Origin of the sequence: Tenacibaculum salmonis (genome assembly GCF_041053065.1) — a bacterium.
Classification (GTDB): Bacteria; Bacteroidota; Bacteroidia; order Flavobacteriales; family Flavobacteriaceae; genus Polaribacter; species Polaribacter pacificus_A.
Genome location: NZ_JBFCVV010000001.1, coordinates 280686 through 298131, shown reverse-complemented (window position 1 = coordinate 298131; position 17446 = coordinate 280686). Strand labels below are relative to the sequence as shown.

Below are 17446 nucleotides of genomic sequence, written 5' to 3'. Positions count from 1 at the left end.
ATTATTTTATATGGACTATTGTTTTACGATCGTAAAACGCACCTTTTAAATTACTATTATATAAACTAATAACCTCTTCTCGGTTGTTAGTTTTGGCTATATACACATGCATATAACCTGTATTAGGATTTATAAAATATCCTGCTTCAATATCATCATTTCTTAATTCATCAACATTTCTATCTGCTAATGATTTTTTAGAATTCACATAAACTTGTAAATAATACCCTGGCTCAACACCTTGCATATTAGACATAGTTCTTACCCTTGCTGCAGGCTGTCTTTTAGGCTCTTTATAAGAGTCACCTGGTTTACCTATCGTTAATTTAACAACATATACAGGATCTTTACCTCCTTTTTTCATTTTTATTGATGATTGATCATTTTTATCATCATTTTCAAATAAACGTGTTTTATCATTAAAATCATCTACTTTATCTTCAGCATCTGATTTCTTAGCATATCTATCAATATATACATAATACCATTTATCGGTAGGATCATAAATATATTTAGCTTTTATATCTAATTTTTTCCATTTATCTATCAATACCTCTACATTTTCTTTATTGGTATATCTATCTGAAACCACATAATACATAGTACCACCACCGCCACCACTAGGTTTTTCAATTGTGCTTTCACGCCAAGGAGCTGTTGACCTCCTTTTTAAAGAAGTATCTTTTTCATCACCTTTAATTTCTATAGGTGTAAATACTTTTACAGGTGTTGTCTTTCTTATTTTTAATACAGGTTTGTTATTTAACAAACGTAATATATTGTCTACTTTTTTATTTAATATATCTATTGAATCTTGAGCTCTTTGCACTTCATCAGATAAATCATTATGTTCTTCATCTTTATATACTGGTTTCTTTTTAGTAGCTCTTTTTGGAAGTGTAATTTTTACTTTACCTGTTCTTCTTTTTGGTCTTTCTCTTTTATAAGATTTTTTATCAATGATATAAATCAAACCAACTTCATTTGTTGCTGAAAATTTACTTTTCTCATAACTAAATCCAATAGCTAGTTTATCAGAAATATTCACACCTAAACCTGCTGAAATCCCATATACATTATCATAACCAGCTTTTACCCAACCAGCTTTAGGTAAATCTAATATAACACTACCTGCCCCTCCAAAACCTTCTTCACCAGCTTTTCGACCAATAACTAATGTTCTTAAATCAGCGGCTTCAAAAATACCTGAAGCATAGGTAAACTCATGAGAATACATCGCATGAGCTGAAAAAGTTTTATCACCAAAAGAAGTAGCCATTTCGCTACTTTTTAAATTAAAATCTACTAGATTCTCAAAAAACACTCCAACATCAAACTTACCAAATGACAAAGTAACTGCCGGTTGTAACATTACAATAGGTATATCTTGAAAATTTGCAACCTGCGGGTCTGGAATAAGAGTGTTTTCTTTTAATCCATTAGCGCTTCTTCTACTGTACAAGAAATTAAATCCAAAAGTTAAATCCATATTTTGATTTAACTGTAATCGCTGAGCATAATTAGCAATAGCACCAAAATCTTTAAAAACTCCAACCTCTTGTTGATAAAGAGCAAAACCTGCACCAACACTTTCACGCATTTTCCCTGAGTATGTTGCTACATGTAATCTTGGATTATCTTCAAAATCAACATTACTATTACGAACAATAGCTGTTATTGCTGTTTTATTTTCTCTCAAAGCAGAAAAAGTCGGTATCGTTAAAAAACGATTAAACTTCATGAAGTTTCGAGAAGTAAAACTATTATATTGTTGTGCATCACTAGATACTTGTGCTTCTAAAGACAACACTGTAACTAATAAAAATATGATATATGTAATTCTTTTAATCATCTTTAATCTTTAATCTAACACAGATATTGTTCCTGCTTTAATCAAAACTTCTTCTTTTATTATTTTATAATAAAATACTCTTTGACTTCCTAAACTTTCAAGTGGCCAATCATTTTGATAATTACTTGTTTTTAATATTTCTTTTCCGTTAGAATTATATAATTCTATAACCACTGTTGGTTGAAACGCATATTTATTTGAAATCTTCCAAGTATCATTAATCGCATCTCCATTAGGAGTTACAACATTTGGCACAACAACTTGATCGTCTTGCTCTATTACTTCAATAACTTTTTCTACACCACAAGAGCCTACAGTAGCTACGACCGTATAAAAACCTATTTCACTTACATCTAAGGTTTCACTTGTTGCTAATGGCATTCCACTAGCACTTTCACCTTCATACCACAAATATGATTCAGCTCCTGATGCTGTTATCGTTTCTATTTCTCCTTCAACTAGCACCACTTTTTCTGAAGGAGTTACTACTATAGCTGATGCATCAAATAAAACCACATCTATAGTTTCAATTATTTTTTCACAACCAAAACCAGTCATCTTTAAAAGATAAGTACCAACTTCTAAAACTTCAAAATCAGTAACATTAGTGGCTACAGGTACGGTATCCGCATCCTTAAACCATTCATATGTATAACCAGCTACTAAATCACTTATTGTATAAATAATACTACCTCCTGGACACAGTGAATTTGATAAAGGAAGTGAGGTTATTAAAGGTTCTTCCTCAGTCAACTTAATATCTAATTCGTTGGAATATACATCTTTAAAAGTTCCTATACTAATTTCCATCTTATAAAAACCATTTTCTGTATACGAACTAAGAGTTAACTCATTATTTGTAGCATCAGAAATAGGTAGATCATTAAAAGTCCATTGATAAGATAACATGTTTAACTGCTCTGTTGTTAAAACATATACATTATCATCTTCAGTAATAACATTAACCTTTTGCACTCTTAAATCAACACTTGTAGCATTACATGATTCATAAGTATCACTAGTAACAATAATTGGTTCGAATGACTTAATAGCTAATAAACTCATTGTTTTTGAAGGCTGTATTACAGCACATCCATCAACAGCAGACTCTATAATATCTATAACGTAATCACCTGATTGATTTACATTTAATGTAGTTTCATTAATACCAAAGAGTTTATTCCCATCCTTGTACCATTGAACAGTGTAAGCAGTGGAACCTGTCACAGTAACAGATAAATCGACAGCTTCACCAGGTAGCAAAGGATAGAGCAAAGGTGTTTCATCTGTTATAGTAAGAGTTGGTGTACTTTCTTGTGTTAATTCCACCTCGTTTGAGTTTGTTAAACAAGTACCTGTATCAATTTCTAAATAATACATTCCTAATTGCCCTGTTGTTGGTGTTGTGTATGTTGATGCATTTGAAGAATGGACTAACACAGTATTAAGATACCAATTATAAGTATAAGAAGGATCGGTAACACTAGCCTCAAAAGTATGTGACTGTTCTCCACATATTTGAATAACAGAATCTCCTTTTATTTGCTTATCTGCTTCGCTTAAAACACTAACATATAGCACTGTGGAATTCACGTAATCACAAGCACTGTAATCTATTTTAACTTGATATTGACCTCCCTGTGATACACTTAGAACAGGATCTGTTGTGGTTGCAAATATCACACCATCTCTAAACCATAGATACTCTGCTTTTTCTGTTGTATTTAAACTTAATTCTGTAGTCCCTCCATCACATAAAAAAACAGGATCAATATTACCTAGATGATTATTCAATGTTAAAAACCCAGTAAACATTTTATATGCTTTAAAAGACTCAGAATCCGGACTAGTTTTTACAGGAGAACTAGCTACTAATCTTATTTTATAATTTGCACCAAAAGTATCATCTGGCAATATAAAAGTGCTACTAAAATTCAATAAAGAATTAGCAGTTGTTATTGTACCTACATTAATTGGTGTATCCCAATTACCATTACCATCAGATAATTCTATTGTAAATTTATTATCTGAAGCAAATACTCCTGTTGTAGCAAAAGAAACTTTAAAAGTTTTAGTTGGACTATCACCACAAGCAATAGGAAAGTCTAATACAGGCTGTAATATCTCTTGTGACAACACAATTGTGGTTGCAAAAAAGAAGAACATCCCTAAAAGTATTTTTATGCTTTTATTTATTGTTTTCATTTTAAAATCCCGTACCTAAAGAAGAACAAATATATACTATTTATATAACAAACATAGCAATATACTAAATCAATATTTAACATACAAATAACATTGATAAAAATAAATAATATCATAGGCATGAACTAATTAAGAACATTAATACTACTTAATTCTTTAAATAAAAATAGCTATATTATTGTGGTGAACCATTAAGAAAATATCAAAATCTATTGTATATTCGTAGAACTAATTATTACTACTTTATGAAACAGAAAATCACAATAGCCATTGATGGCTTTTCATCTACAGGAAAAAGTACTATTGCAAAACAATTAGCAAAAAAACTAACATATATTTATGTTGATACTGGCGCAATGTATAGAGCTGTAACTCTATATGCTATACAACAAAATCATATTTCAGATACTCATTTTAATACTGAAAATTTAATTACAGATTTACCAAAAATATCACTTGCTTTTATTTTTAATAAAAAATCTGATTGCACCGAAATACATTTAAATAACATAAATGTTGAATCTGAAATTAGAACTATTGAAGTTTCTCGATTAGTAAGTAAAATTGCAACAATTTCAGAGGTTCGTAAAAAATTAGTGAGCGAGCAAAAAGAAATGGGAAAAAATAAAGGTATTGTTATGGATGGTAGAGATATTGGTTCGGTTGTTTTTCCTGATGCTGAGCTAAAATTATTTATGACTGCAGCAGCAGATAAACGTGCTACTCGTCGTTACAAGGAATTATTAGACCGTGGTGATAATGTTACTTTTGAGGAAATACTTCAAAATGTAGAAGAAAGAGACCATATTGATGCTACACGAAAAGATTCTCCATTAATTATGACTGAAGACGCCATAGAATTTGATAACTCTAATATGGGATTAGATGATCAATTTGATCGTATTATGACATTAGTTAAAATGAGATTAAACTAAGTAATATAACTTTAAATAAAAAAAACCAGCTTTTATAAAAGCTGGTTTTTTTCTATACTATACTTTTCAAACGTTAGTACCTAAAAAATTATTCTTCATCCTCTTCCTCTAAATCTACTAACTTAGAGTTTTCTGAATAAGTACGCCATTTTACTAAACACGCTTCGATATCCGAAGGTATTTCTGTATTAAACTGCATAAATTCATTTGTTATAGGATGTGTAAAACCTAATGTTTTAGCATGTAACGCTTGTCTTGGTAAGGTTTTAAAACAGTTTTTCACAAATTGTTTATACTTTGTAAAAGTTGTTCCTTTTAAAATATCATCACCTCCATAACGCTCATCATTAAATAATGTATGACCAATATGTTTAAAGTGTGCTCTAATTTGATGAGTTCTTCCTGTTTCTAATTTACATTGTACTAATGTAACATAGGTTAAACGCTCTAAAACTTTATAATGTGTTACGGCGTGTTTTCCCTGATCACCTTCTGGAAAAACATCCATCTGTAAACGATTTTTAAAACTACGTCCGATATTTCCTTCAATAGTTCCTGTATCTTCTTTTACATCACCCCAAACGATGGCATAATATAAACGTTCGGTAGTTCTATCAAAAAACTGTTTTGATAAATGAGTCATTGCAAATTCATTTTTTGCAACAACTAATAAACCACTAGTATCTTTATCAATACGATGTACTAAACCAGGGCGCTCGTTTGAGTTTGTTGGTAAGTTTTCAACATGATGAATTAATCCATTTACTAAAGTTCCTGAATAATTCCCATGACCAGGATGCACAACCATTCCTGCAGCTTTATTAACTACAATTACGTCATCATCTTCATAAACAATATCAATTGGTAAATCTTCTGCAACTAATAAATTCTCCGCTGGAGGATACGCTAAAACAACACGAACAACATCTCTTGGTTTAACTTTATGATTCGGTTTTACAGCCAAATCATTTACCAAAACGTTTCCTGCTTTTGCTGCTTGTTGAATTTTACTTCTTGTTGAGTTTTCAATGAAATTCATTAAAAATCTATCAACTCTTAATGGTTCTTGACCTTCTGTTGCTACAAACCTATGATGTTCGTGCAATTCGTTATTTTCTATTTCTAAATTCGTGTCTTCCTGCATTAATCAATTATATAAATTAGTTACCATTACCATCACCTAAAATCAGGCTAATAGTTGTTTTTTTTGGCAATTTTGTTCCTGGTGTAATTTTCTCACCGTTATATTTTAACCCTCTAACAACATCTTTTCCAATATCATTTACCAGTGTTATTTCTTTACTTACAATAAACCCTTGCGACTTTAAGTGTGTAGTTGCTTGTCTTTTAGTACGACCATTTAAATTTGGCACTTCAATATCTCTATATCTAGACGGATTTAAAGTCAAATAAATTTTACGTTTTTCTTTTACAAAATCGTTTACTGCCGGATTTTGCTCTATAACTGACCTCTTCGGATACTCAGGATTATAACTAGCGCTATCAATAATGATAAAATCCAAATTAAGTTCGTCTAATTTTTTTTCAACTTCAGCTAATGACATTTTATGCAAATTCGGTACTTGTATTTTTTGATCATGATTGGTTGTAATACCTAACCACCACTGCAATACAAAAACGATAACAAACAACGAAACTATCGCTATTCCTATTTGTATAAAAAATGTTTTACTTTTTATAAATTGAAATAAATTTTTTAGTTTATCAGAAAAATTACTCATATTATTTTTTTATTCGATAGTGCAAATTTACAGTAAAAATATTAGTATTTTTAATTCATCAACTCTTAAACGAGTTTTTTTGCTAAGTTTGTATAAACTTAGACAAAAAAATTACAATATAAAACAACTCAAAAGCAGTAAAGTGAAAAAAAATATAGCTATTATTATGGGTGGATATTCTTCTGAAGTAGCAATATCCTTAAAAAGCGGAACAGTAGTTTACACGCATCTTGACAAAGAAAAATATACTCCATATAAAATTCATATCTTAAAAAATAAATGGGTTTTAGTTGATGAAAAAAATGAAGAACACCTTATAAATAAACATGATTTTTCTGCGGATGTAAATGGAAAAAAAATAATGTTCGATTGTATTTTTAATGCAATTCATGGCGCACCAGGTGAAAACGGAACTATTTTAGCTTATTTCGATTTAATAGGATTAAAACATACCTCAGCTCCTTTTTATCAAATGGCATTAACATTTAATAAACGTGATACTTTAAGTGTTGTAAAACAATATGGAATTGCTGCGGCAACTTCAGTATATTTAAACAAAGGCGATACTATTAATGTTGATAAAATTATTGACAAAGTTGGCTTACCATGTTTTGTAAAGCCAAATAATGCGGGTTCTAGCTTCGGAATTTCAAAAGTACACACTAAAGAAGCATTACTTCCTGCTTTAGATGTTGCATATAAAGAGGATTCTGAAATATTAATTGAAAGTTTTTTAGATGGAACAGAAGTTTCTGTTGGAGTAATTCAATATAAAGGAGAAATAAAAGTTTTACCAATTACAGAAATTGTTTCAGAAAATGATTTTTTTGATTATGAAGCTAAATACGAAGGAAAATCACAAGAAATTACACCTGCTCGTCTTTCTGAATCACAAGAAAAAAAGGTTACAGAAATAGCTAAACGAATATATCAAATTTTAAATATGCGTGGTTTTTCTCGTTCAGAATATATTTTTGTAAACGACGAGCCTCATTTTTTAGAAATGAACACCGTTCCAGGATTAACTGAAGAAAGTATTTTACCACAACAAGCAAGTTGTGCAGGTATTAGTTTATCTAAATTATTTGGAAACGCCATTGAAACAGCATTAAATAATTAATATTATGAAAAAAGCAATTTTCCCAGGATCTTTTGATCCTATCACCTTAGGGCATGTAGATATTATTGATCGTGGCGTTACTTTATTTGATGAATTAGTTATCGCAATTGGAGTTAATGCTGATAAAAAATATATGTTTTCTTTAGAAGATCGCAAACGTTTTATAGAAGAAACTTTTAAAAATCAGCCCAAAATAAAAGTTGTTATATATAGTGGATTAACTGTGAAATTTTGTCAAGAAGAAAATGCTGAATTTATTTTAAGAGGTTTACGAAATCCTGCCGATTTTGAATTTGAAAAAGCTATTGCACATACCAATAGAAAACTTTCAGAAATAGAAACTGTATTTTTACTAACATCCTCTGGAAAAAGTTATATTTCATCATCTATTGTTCGTGATGTTATTAGAAATGATGGTGATTATACAGGTTTAGTTCCTGATGCTGTAAGAATTTAATAACGAATCAATCATCAATAGCCTGTTTAAATTTTATCCACTAAAACTGTCTGTTCGAGTGATTTTTTTCCTTCAAAAAATTATATCGAGAACTTTTTTAAATGAAATTTAAACAGGCTCTAAATAGTAAAAAACAAATGTTTTAAGACTTTATTAATATTTCGTTTGCTAAAATTTTAGTAACTTTGTAATCTGTATGAAAAAAATATCTCATAAAATAATGTCTATATTAATGGCTTTAGTAGTGTTATTCGCTACTATGTCGTTTACTATTGATATGCACTTTTGTGGCGATACTTTAATAGATACAGCAGTATTTCACAAAGTAAAATCATGTGGAATGAAAATGCAAAAACCGGCAACTAAAGGATGTACTATAACAAAGAAAAATTGTTGTAACGATACACAGATTGCTGTTGATGCACAAAATGAATTACAAATTTCAATTGATTCTATTTCTTTTGAGCAACAAGTATTTATTACTTCATTTGTTTATACATATAGTATTCTTTTTAAAACGGTAAGCAATAACATACCTTTTTACACGGCATACAAACCGCTACTCGTCATAAAGGAACTCTACAAAATTGACGAAACTTACTTAATTTAATTTTTAAACAATAGACTGTATTGTCCTATGGATTTTTTCCATTAGGATATTTTCTTGTATTCGGTATTCTCGTAATACCAATGTCTAACTGTTTAAAAAAAATAAAAAATGCTAAATAAAAGCATCAAATTTCTAATAGAAAATAAACTCGTAGCCGTTTTAATACTCTTAATTTTTATCGGCTGGGGAATTGTACACGCACCTTTTAATTGGAATACTGGCTTTTTACCAAGTAACCCTGTTGCCGTAGATGCAATTCCTGATATTGGTGAAAATCAACAAATTGTATTTACAAAATGGGATGGTCGATCGCCACAAGATATTGAAGATCAAATTACGTATCCTTTAACAACATCATTACTTGGTATTTCTGGAGTAAAAACAATTCGTAGTTCTTCTATGTTTGGTTTTTCAAGTATTTATATCATTTTTGAAGAAGACGTCGATTTTTACTGGAGTCGAAGTCGAATACTCGAAAAGCTAAATTCGTTACCTAATAATTTACTTCCTAATGAGGTAAATCCATCTTTAGGACCTGATGCAACAGGACTTGGACAAATATTCTGGTATACTATTGAAGGAAGAAATCAACAAGGTGATGTAACTAGTGGTTGGGATTTACACGAAATAAGAAGCGTACAAGATTACTATGTAAAATATGCACTTTCATCTGCTAGCGGAGTATCCGAAGTAGCTTCGATTGGTGGATATGTTCAGGAATATCAAATAGATGTAAATCCTGAATTAATGCGTCAATATAAAATTGGATTAAACCAAGTTGTTAAAGCAGTAAAACAAAGTAATAAAGATATTGGTGCGCAAACTCTAGAAATTAACAAAGTAGAATATTTAGTGCGTGGTTTAGGGTATATAAAATCTATTTCAGATATAGAAAATGCTGTCGTTACTTCAGAAGATTTTACGGCTATTAAAATAAAAGATATCGCCAAAGTAACACTTGCACCAAAAGCAAGACGTGGTATTCTAGACAAAGAAGGTGCCGAAGTTGTTGGTGGCGTAGTCGTTGCAAGATATGGAGCAAATCCTTTGGAAGTTATCAATAATGTAAAATCAAAAATAAAAGAATTAAGTGCAGGTTTGCCTTCAAAGGTTTTAAAAGATGGAACGACTTCACAACTTACTATTGTTCCTTTTTATGATCGATCAGAACTAATAACAGAAACATTAGGTACGCTTAACGAAGCACTTACACTTGAAATATTAATCACCATTTTGGTCATCATTATTATGACTTTTAATCTTCGAGCCTCTATCCTTATTTCGAGTTTGTTGCCTGTTGCTGTTTTGATGGTTTTTATCGCCATGAAAATTTTTAACGTTGATGCCAATATTGTGGCACTTTCAGGAATTGCAATTGCCATCGGAACAATGGTAGATGTTGGCGTAATTCTTTCAGAAAACATCATTCGGCATTTAGATGAAAACAATGATAAATCTCCTATAAATGAAGTAGTTTATACCGCTACAACTGAAGTTTCAGGAGCTATTATAACAGCTGTTTTAACAACAATTATAAGTTTTATTCCTGTATTCACCATGATTGGTGCTGAAGGAAAATTATTCAGACCTTTAGCATTTACTAAAACGTTTGCTTTAACAGCTTCAATTATTGTTGCCTTATTTTTAATTCCACCTTTTGCGGCATTTTTATTCAAAAAAAGAAACATCAAAAAAGTTTCAGGAATTTTTATCAGCAGCCTTTTAATTTTAGTTGGAATAATAGCCGTAATTTATGGCTATTGGATTGCACTTATTCTTATTGCTTTCGGAATATCTGCTATTTTAAAATCGAAACAAAAAATTAATGAGAAACAGGTAAATTATATTAATACAGGTATTTCTGCGCTGGCAATTGTGTTTCTTTTAGCAGAATATTGGCGACCATTAGGTGTTGATAAAAACATCTTTTGGAATTTGATTTTTGTAGCCATTATTTGTTTCGGGCTTTTAGGTGTGTTTACCTTATTCAGAACCTATTATACTCGTATTTTAAATTGGGCTTTAAATAATAAAATTCTATTTCTTTCTGTCCCTACTGCTATTGTAATTTGTGGTTTTTTAATCATGAAAAATACAGGAAAAGAATTTATGCCTTCTTTAAATGAAGGTTCTTTTTTACTGATGCCTACCTCGATGCCGCATGCTGGTGTTGAAGAAAACAAACGTACTTTACAGTTATTAGATATGGCTGTAGCGGGTATTCCTGAAATTAAAACTGTAGTTGGTAAAGCTGGTCGTGTAGGCTCATCTTTAGATCCTGCTCCGCTTTCTATGTATGAAAATTTAATTCAGTATAAACCAGAATACATGCTGAATAAAAATGGAAAACGACAACGTTATAAAACAAATTCAGAAGGATTTTTTGTTCTAAAAACAGGAAAAGTTATTGAAAATCCTAATAATACAAAAAACAAAATTTCAATGCCTGAAGTTACAGTTAAAAATCTTATTGAAGATGATAATGGTAATTTTTACAGAAATTGGCGTCCAAAAATAAAATCAGCAAATGATATTTGGGATGAAATTGTACGAGTAACAAAATTACCAGGCGTTACTTCAGCTCCTAAATTACAACCTATTGAAACCCGTTTGGTTATGTTGCAAACAGGAATGCGTGCGCCGATGGGAATAAAAGTAAAAGGACAAAGTTTAAAACAAATTGAAGGCTTTGGCGTGCAATTAGAAACTATTTTAAAACAAGTAAAAGGTGTTAAAACCGAAGCTGTATTTGCCGATAGAATTGTTGGAAAACCTTATTTGCTTATCGATATTGATAGAGAAAAAATTGCGCGTTATGGAATAACAATACAAAATGTTCAAGAGGTATTAAAAGTTGCTGTTGGTGGTATGGAAATAACACAAACAGTAGAAGGTCGTGAACGATATGGCGTGCGTGTTCGCTATCCGAGAGAGTTAAGGTCTACTCCTACCGATTTAAAAAACATTTATATTCCTGTAGCAAAAGGTAGTCCAATTCCTTTAAGCGAAGTAGCCACTATTAAATACGAACAAGGTGCTCAGGTTATTAAAAGTGAAGATACTTTTTTAATCGGTTACGTACTTTTTGATAAATTAAATGAATACGCCGAAGTTAGTGTTGTTGAAAATGCTCAAACTTTAATTCAATCAAAAATAGATTCAGGTGAATTAATTGTTCCTAAAGGAATTAATTATCAATTTACAGGTACTTATGAAAATCAAATAAGAGCCGAAAAAACATTGTCCGTGGTAGTACCGTTAGCATTAGGTATCATCTTTTTGATTCTATATTTTCAATTTCGATCAGTAGCAACATCGTTAATGGTTTTTACAGGAATTATAGTTGCATTTGCTGGAGGTTTTATTATGATTTGGTTATATGGTCAGGATTGGTTTTTGAATATTAATTTCTTTGGAGAAAATCTGCGAGCCTTATTTCAGATGTATCCTATCAATTTAAGTGTTGCTGTTTGGGTTGGTTTTATCGCTTTATTTGGTATTGCTACGGATGATGGCGTTGTTATGGCGACCTATTTAACACAAATATTTGACAAGAATAAACCGACAAATAAAAAGGAAATTAGGGCATCTATTGTTGAGGCTGGGGAAAAACGTATCCGCCCGTGTTTAATGACAACTGCTACCACTATTTTAGCATTATTACCAGTATTAACAGCTACTGGAAGAGGAAGCGACATTATGATTCCGATGGCAATACCTAGTTTTGGCGGAATGTTAGTTGCTTTAATTACATTGTTTGTAGTGCCTGTTTTATTTAGTTGGAAACAAGAATTAAAACTTAAAAAGAAATAACATGAAACATTTTAAATCATATTTAAAAACAGTTTTTTTGATGTCATTTTTTTGCTTTTTTACAGAAGGAAATGCACAAGAACTCAAAACACTTGTCGAAGAAGGATTATCAAAAAACCTTAAAATTCAATCTTTTAAATTAAAACATAAAATTGCATCAGAAAAAACAAACGAAGCAAACACCTTACCTAATACACAAATAGGTGTTGGTTATTTTGTAAGCGAACCCGAAACAAGAACAGGTGCTCAACGTTTCAAAATTTCTGCAAAACAAATGCTACCTTCTTTTGGAACAATAACTGCTAGAGAAAATTATCTTAATTCTGTTGCAGATGCTGTTTATGAAGATATCGTTATTACCAAACGAAAATTAGTCGCTTCAATAGCTAAATCTTATTATCTTTTATATGCTTTAAAAGAAAAACAAGCTGTTTTAGATGACAATATCATACTGCTTAAAACCTATGAAAAATTAGCGTTAACAGCAATTGAAGTTGGTAAAGCTTCGGCTGTTGATGTATTGCGTTTACAAATACGTCAGAACGAACTACAACAATTAAAACAGGTTTTAAAACAAAATTACTTAGCAGAACAAACCGTAATTAATAAGTTATTAAACAGAGAAAAAGATATTAAAATTACTATCGATACTGAATTTGTAATTCCTTCAGAAAACAACTTAATAAATACCAGTAATTTAACCTTACATCCTGAATTATTAAAATACGATAAACTTTATAAATCAGTTGAAAAATCTGAGTTATTAAATCAAAAAGAAAGTAATCCTATGTTTGGTTTTGGGCTGGATTATGTAGCTGTTTCTGAAAGAGAAAATCTAGATTTTAACGACAATGGAAAAGATATTGTAATGCCAATGATTAGTCTTTCTATTCCTATTTTTAATAATAAATACAAATCAAAAAGCAAACAAAACGAATTACAGCAAAGAAAAATTATCTCCCAAAAAGAAAATCGATTAAATACTTTAGAAACCTTGCTTGATAAAGCTATTAAAAATAGTAATTCAGCAAGAATACGTTTCGATATCCAAAGTAAAAATTTGAAACAGGCTACACATGCGGAAACCATTTTAGTCAAAAGCTACGAAACAGGTGCTATTAATTTCAATGATATTTTAGATATTCAGGAATTACAGTTAAAGTTTCAAATCAATAAAATTGAAGCGATTACCGCTTATTATTTGCAAAAAACTAGCATCAATTATTTAACAAATTAAATTATTTACTAACTTTAAAAATCAATTAAAATGAATTTATTAAACAACAATAGCATCAGTAAAACAATTTTAGCCGTTTTAGTAATCGGATTAACCCTTTCAACAGTATCGTGTAAAGATGCTAAAAAAGAACATACAACTACTGAAAAAACATCCGTAGAAAAAAAAGGAAAAGAATATACATCAGCATACGTATGCCCTATGCATTGTGAAGATAGCGGAAGTGATAAAGAAGGTAAATGTCCAACTTGTGGAATGACTTACATAGATAATAAAATTCATAGCGCAAACGGTCATAAGCACTAAATTAATCTTAAAAATCAGCAATACAAATACTATTATTTAAATATAATAGTACTGTATTGCTCTTTTTTATCAGATTAAAATGATGATAATAATGTTAGTAAACAATCTTTTAAAATGAAAAAATATATAATTTATATAGGAATATTAGCTGTTGGTTTATTATTAGGCTGGAGGCTATTTGGTGATTCATCTAAAGAAGACACCTCACATAATCACACAGAAAAAGCAGCAATGAATCAAATGTGGACCTGCTCAATGCATCCTAAAATAATGCAACCCGAAGCAGGCGATTGCCCAATTTGCGGAATGGATTTAATTCCTGCCGAAACAACTGCTGAGGGATTAAATGCAAATGAATTTAAGCTAACTAAAAATGCAATGGCATTGGCAAATATTCAAACATTGGTGGTTGGTAGTGGTATGAACATGAATACGACGCTCAAATTATCTGGAAAAATAGCAGAAAGCGAAGATGAAAAGGTAGTGCAAGCTAGTTATTTTGCAGGAAGAATAGAACGTTTAAATATTAGTTCGGTTGGTGAAAAAGTTAAAAAAGGACAATTATTAGCTACTATTTATGCTCCTGAATTATTTGCTGCACAACAGGAATTAATTACAGCAGCAACGCTAAAAAAATCAGAGCCTGAATTATATAATGCTGTTCGTAATAAACTAAAACTTTGGAAAATTTCTGAAAGTCAAATAAATCAAATTGAAACATCAGGAAAAGTAGAACAAAATTTTCCGATATATGCAACTGTTTCAGGAACAGTATCCGAAAAACTAGTGTCACAAGGCGATTATGTTAAACAAGGACAGGCGTTATTAAAAATCACAAATTTAACGACTGTTTGGGCGTTGTTTGATGTGTATGAAAATCAAATTGATTTATTTAAAAAAGGTCAGAATATTACAGTTACTACAAATGCGTATCCAAATAAAAAATTAAAAAAGAAAATCGATTTTATTGACCCTACTTTTAATTCAGTAACTAGAACCCTAAAATTAAGAGTAATTTTAGATAATAAAAAACGAGAATTTAAAACAGGAATGTTTATTGAAGGAGCTATTGAAAACAGTTTTTCTGATAAAAAACAATTATTAATGATTCCTGCATCAGCAATATTATGGACAGGAAAACGCTCGGTAGTTTATATAAAAACAATGCCTGACCAGCCTGTTTTTGAAATGAAAGAAATAACCATAGGAAAGCAATTAGGAAATCAATATGAAGTTATTGATGGGCTTGTAAATGGTGATAAAATTGTAACAAACGGTACTTTTACTATTGATGCTTCGGCTCAATTACATGGTAAAAAATCGATGATGAATAGAGAGCAAAAGCAAACGATGGGAATGATGAACAATCATGAAAATCATCCTGAAAAGGAAATGATGAATACTCTTAAAAATGAGCGTATTAAAGTTTCAACCAAATTTCAAGAACAGTTAAAAATGGTTGTTAATAGTTATCTAAAATTAAAAGATGCTTTAGTTAATGACGATGCAAAAAATGTAATTATCGCTTCAAAAAACATTTTAGATAATTTAGAAAATGTTGATATGAAACTATTAAAAAATAATAACACACATTTAAAATGGATGTCTTTTCTTAAAAAGATTAAAAGTACAGTTCATGCTATTTCAAACGAAACAGCTATAAAAGAACAAAGAAATCAGTTTAAAAATCTGTCATTAGTTTTCATAAACACTGTAGAAACCTTTGGTATCAATGAAAAAATGTATCGTCAATTTTGCCCAATGGCAGATAATAATAAAGGTGGATATTGGTTAAGTAAAGATGAGAAAGTTAAAAATCCTTATTTTGGAAATAAAATGTTAAAATGTGGAAGTGTAAAACAAGTTATAGAGTAATTTTCAAAAAAAATATGCTTTATTATTAAAGCATATTTTTTTTTATTATAATGAATTATTCAGAGTCAGGTACACTTGCTTTATAAATTTCAACACCTTTTATTGAAACAATTCTATAACGAGTATTTGCTTTTATTAAAACGGCTTGTCCTTTTTCAATATTAATACGATTCTTATGTCTTATAACAGTAGCATTACCATCTAAAATAATCAAAATTTCTACAGATTTTGATGTTGAATTATATCTTATAGCTTCCGTTGATTGAATTTTACTTAATTTAAAATCTTTTGCTTTTGTTTTATATACTAACTCACCATTAACTCGATTTTTAACACCATATAATATTTTTGGAATTGTTTCTTCAAATTTAGTATTCTTCAAAAGCTCTTCAACATCGATATGTTTAGTTGTTAATCCACCTCTTAAAACATTATCGGAATTAGCCATTAATTCGATATTTTTCCCTTCTAAATAAGCATGCGGAACTCCTGCATCTTGAAAAATAGCTTCTCCTTTTGATAAATTTACAATATTAAAAAAGTAAAAAGAAAATATACCTCTATCAATACTATCTAAACTTTTACCTTCTAATGCTTTTGCAGCCCAATATTCTGGTGATGATTTAGCTATCTTATTATTTAAAAAATCTGGTAAAATTCTATCTGCTAAAGGTTTTAAAATTTTATTTACCTCCTCTTGAGAAAACTGCATCACTTTCTTATATAATTCAAAATAATTAGACTCTTCAAAAGTCGATAGTAAAAAACGTAACTCACTTGTTTGTTCAAGATTTTTTATTATTTTTTCACTTTCTAAAAAACCATGCAGCAACCAAAAGTCACTTAGAGCAACCATTACCTCTGGCTTATGATTTTTATCTTTATAATTTCTATTTCTTGCGGTTAATAAAATTCCTTTTTTATTTTCACGTTTAAATCCTATTTCTGCTGCCTCTTTTGTTGGATGTACTTGTATTGATAACATTTTATGAACATCTAATACTTTAAACAAATAAGGTAATTTACCGTAAGTTTTAGCGACTCTTAACCCTAAAAATTCAATTGGCTTTTGTCTTAAAAAGAAATCTAAAGAAATATTTCCTGCTTTTGTTTTAATAATTGACGGTGCTTTTAAATGTGCACCTAGCCAATATTCAGCATAATTAGCTACACTTTTTTTTCTTCTAATCAAGTTTGAAATAAACCTTCTTCCTCCCCAATCATATCGTTGTATTTTTCCTTCGATTAAAAAAATTTTCTTTACAGTTTTTTCTAGAACAATCATACCATAGCT

The 17446-nt window shown here is 30.0% G+C and carries 13 protein-coding genes; 8 read left to right on the top strand and 5 right to left on the bottom strand.

Going from position 1 to position 17446, the window contains the following annotated elements:
* Position 1 precedes the first annotated feature (1 nt).
* Both AB0T67_RS01255 and AB0T67_RS01250 read right to left on the bottom strand, forming a co-directional pair.
* A complete protein-coding gene (locus AB0T67_RS01255; RefSeq protein WP_369218801.1) occupies positions 2 to 1852 on the bottom strand; it encodes a PorP/SprF family type IX secretion system membrane protein in 1851 nt (616 codons plus the stop codon).
* Between the two features lie 9 nt (positions 1853 to 1861).
* Entirely contained in the window at positions 1862 to 4057 is a 2196-nt protein-coding gene (locus tag AB0T67_RS01250; RefSeq protein ID WP_369218800.1) for a T9SS type B sorting domain-containing protein, read from the bottom strand.
* A 245-nt stretch (positions 4058 to 4302) separates the two neighbouring features.
* On the opposite strand from AB0T67_RS01250, the gene cmk reads away from it, so the two are divergent.
* On the top strand, positions 4303 to 4992 hold the full coding sequence (cmk, locus tag AB0T67_RS01245; RefSeq protein WP_369218799.1) for a (d)CMP kinase: 690 nt from the start codon (positions 4303 to 4305) through the stop codon (positions 4990 to 4992).
* A gap of 88 nt (positions 4993 to 5080) precedes the next feature.
* On the opposite strand, the gene AB0T67_RS01240 is transcribed toward cmk, so the two are convergent.
* Positions 5081 to 6136, bottom strand: a complete 1056-nt coding sequence (locus AB0T67_RS01240; protein ID WP_271230054.1) for an RluA family pseudouridine synthase — start codon at positions 6134 to 6136, stop codon at positions 5081 to 5083.
* A 16-nt stretch (positions 6137 to 6152) separates the two neighbouring features.
* Positions 6153 to 6734, bottom strand: a complete 582-nt coding sequence (locus AB0T67_RS01235) for a PASTA domain-containing protein (protein WP_369218798.1) — start codon at positions 6732 to 6734, stop codon at positions 6153 to 6155.
* Positions 6735 to 6876: 142 nt separating this feature from the next.
* Here AB0T67_RS01235 and AB0T67_RS01230 point away from each other — a divergent pair, with 142 nt between their 5' ends.
* The 7 genes from AB0T67_RS01230 (at position 6877) to AB0T67_RS01200 (ending at position 16152) form a co-directional block, all read left to right on the top strand.
* A complete protein-coding gene (locus tag AB0T67_RS01230) occupies positions 6877 to 7854 on the top strand; it encodes a D-alanine--D-alanine ligase (RefSeq protein ID WP_369218797.1) in 978 nt (325 codons plus the stop codon).
* Between the two features lie 4 nt (positions 7855 to 7858).
* A complete protein-coding gene (gene coaD, locus AB0T67_RS01225; protein ID WP_369218796.1) occupies positions 7859 to 8311 on the top strand; it encodes a pantetheine-phosphate adenylyltransferase in 453 nt (150 codons plus the stop codon).
* Positions 8312 to 8507: 196 nt separating this feature from the next.
* On the top strand, positions 8508 to 8921 hold the full coding sequence (locus AB0T67_RS01220) for an HYC_CC_PP family protein (protein WP_369218795.1): 414 nt from the start codon (positions 8508 to 8510) through the stop codon (positions 8919 to 8921).
* Positions 8922 to 9029: 108 nt separating this feature from the next.
* On the top strand, positions 9030 to 12734 hold the full coding sequence (locus AB0T67_RS01215; RefSeq protein WP_369218794.1) for an efflux RND transporter permease subunit: 3705 nt from the start codon (positions 9030 to 9032) through the stop codon (positions 12732 to 12734).
* Position 12735: 1 nt separating this feature from the next.
* Positions 12736 to 13971 (top strand): TolC family protein, encoded by a 1236-nt coding sequence (locus AB0T67_RS01210; protein WP_369218793.1) that lies wholly within the window; start codon positions 12736 to 12738, stop codon positions 13969 to 13971.
* Between the two features lie 30 nt (positions 13972 to 14001).
* Positions 14002 to 14277 carry a heavy metal-binding domain-containing protein gene (locus AB0T67_RS01205; RefSeq protein ID WP_369218792.1) on the top strand — a complete coding sequence of 92 codons (276 nt, stop codon included), beginning with the start codon at positions 14002 to 14004 and terminating at the stop codon, positions 14275 to 14277.
* 114 nt (positions 14278 to 14391) lie between these two features.
* Positions 14392 to 16152: an efflux RND transporter periplasmic adaptor subunit gene (locus AB0T67_RS01200; protein ID WP_369218791.1), complete on the top strand. Its 1761-nt coding sequence runs from the start codon at positions 14392 to 14394 to the stop codon at positions 16150 to 16152.
* Between the two features lie 55 nt (positions 16153 to 16207).
* On the opposite strand, the gene manA is transcribed toward AB0T67_RS01200, so the two are convergent.
* Positions 16208 to 17437 carry a mannose-6-phosphate isomerase, class I gene (manA, locus tag AB0T67_RS01195; protein ID WP_369218790.1) on the bottom strand — a complete coding sequence of 410 codons (1230 nt, stop codon included), beginning with the start codon at positions 17435 to 17437 and terminating at the stop codon, positions 16208 to 16210.
* Between the last annotated feature and the right edge of the window lie 9 nt (positions 17438 to 17446).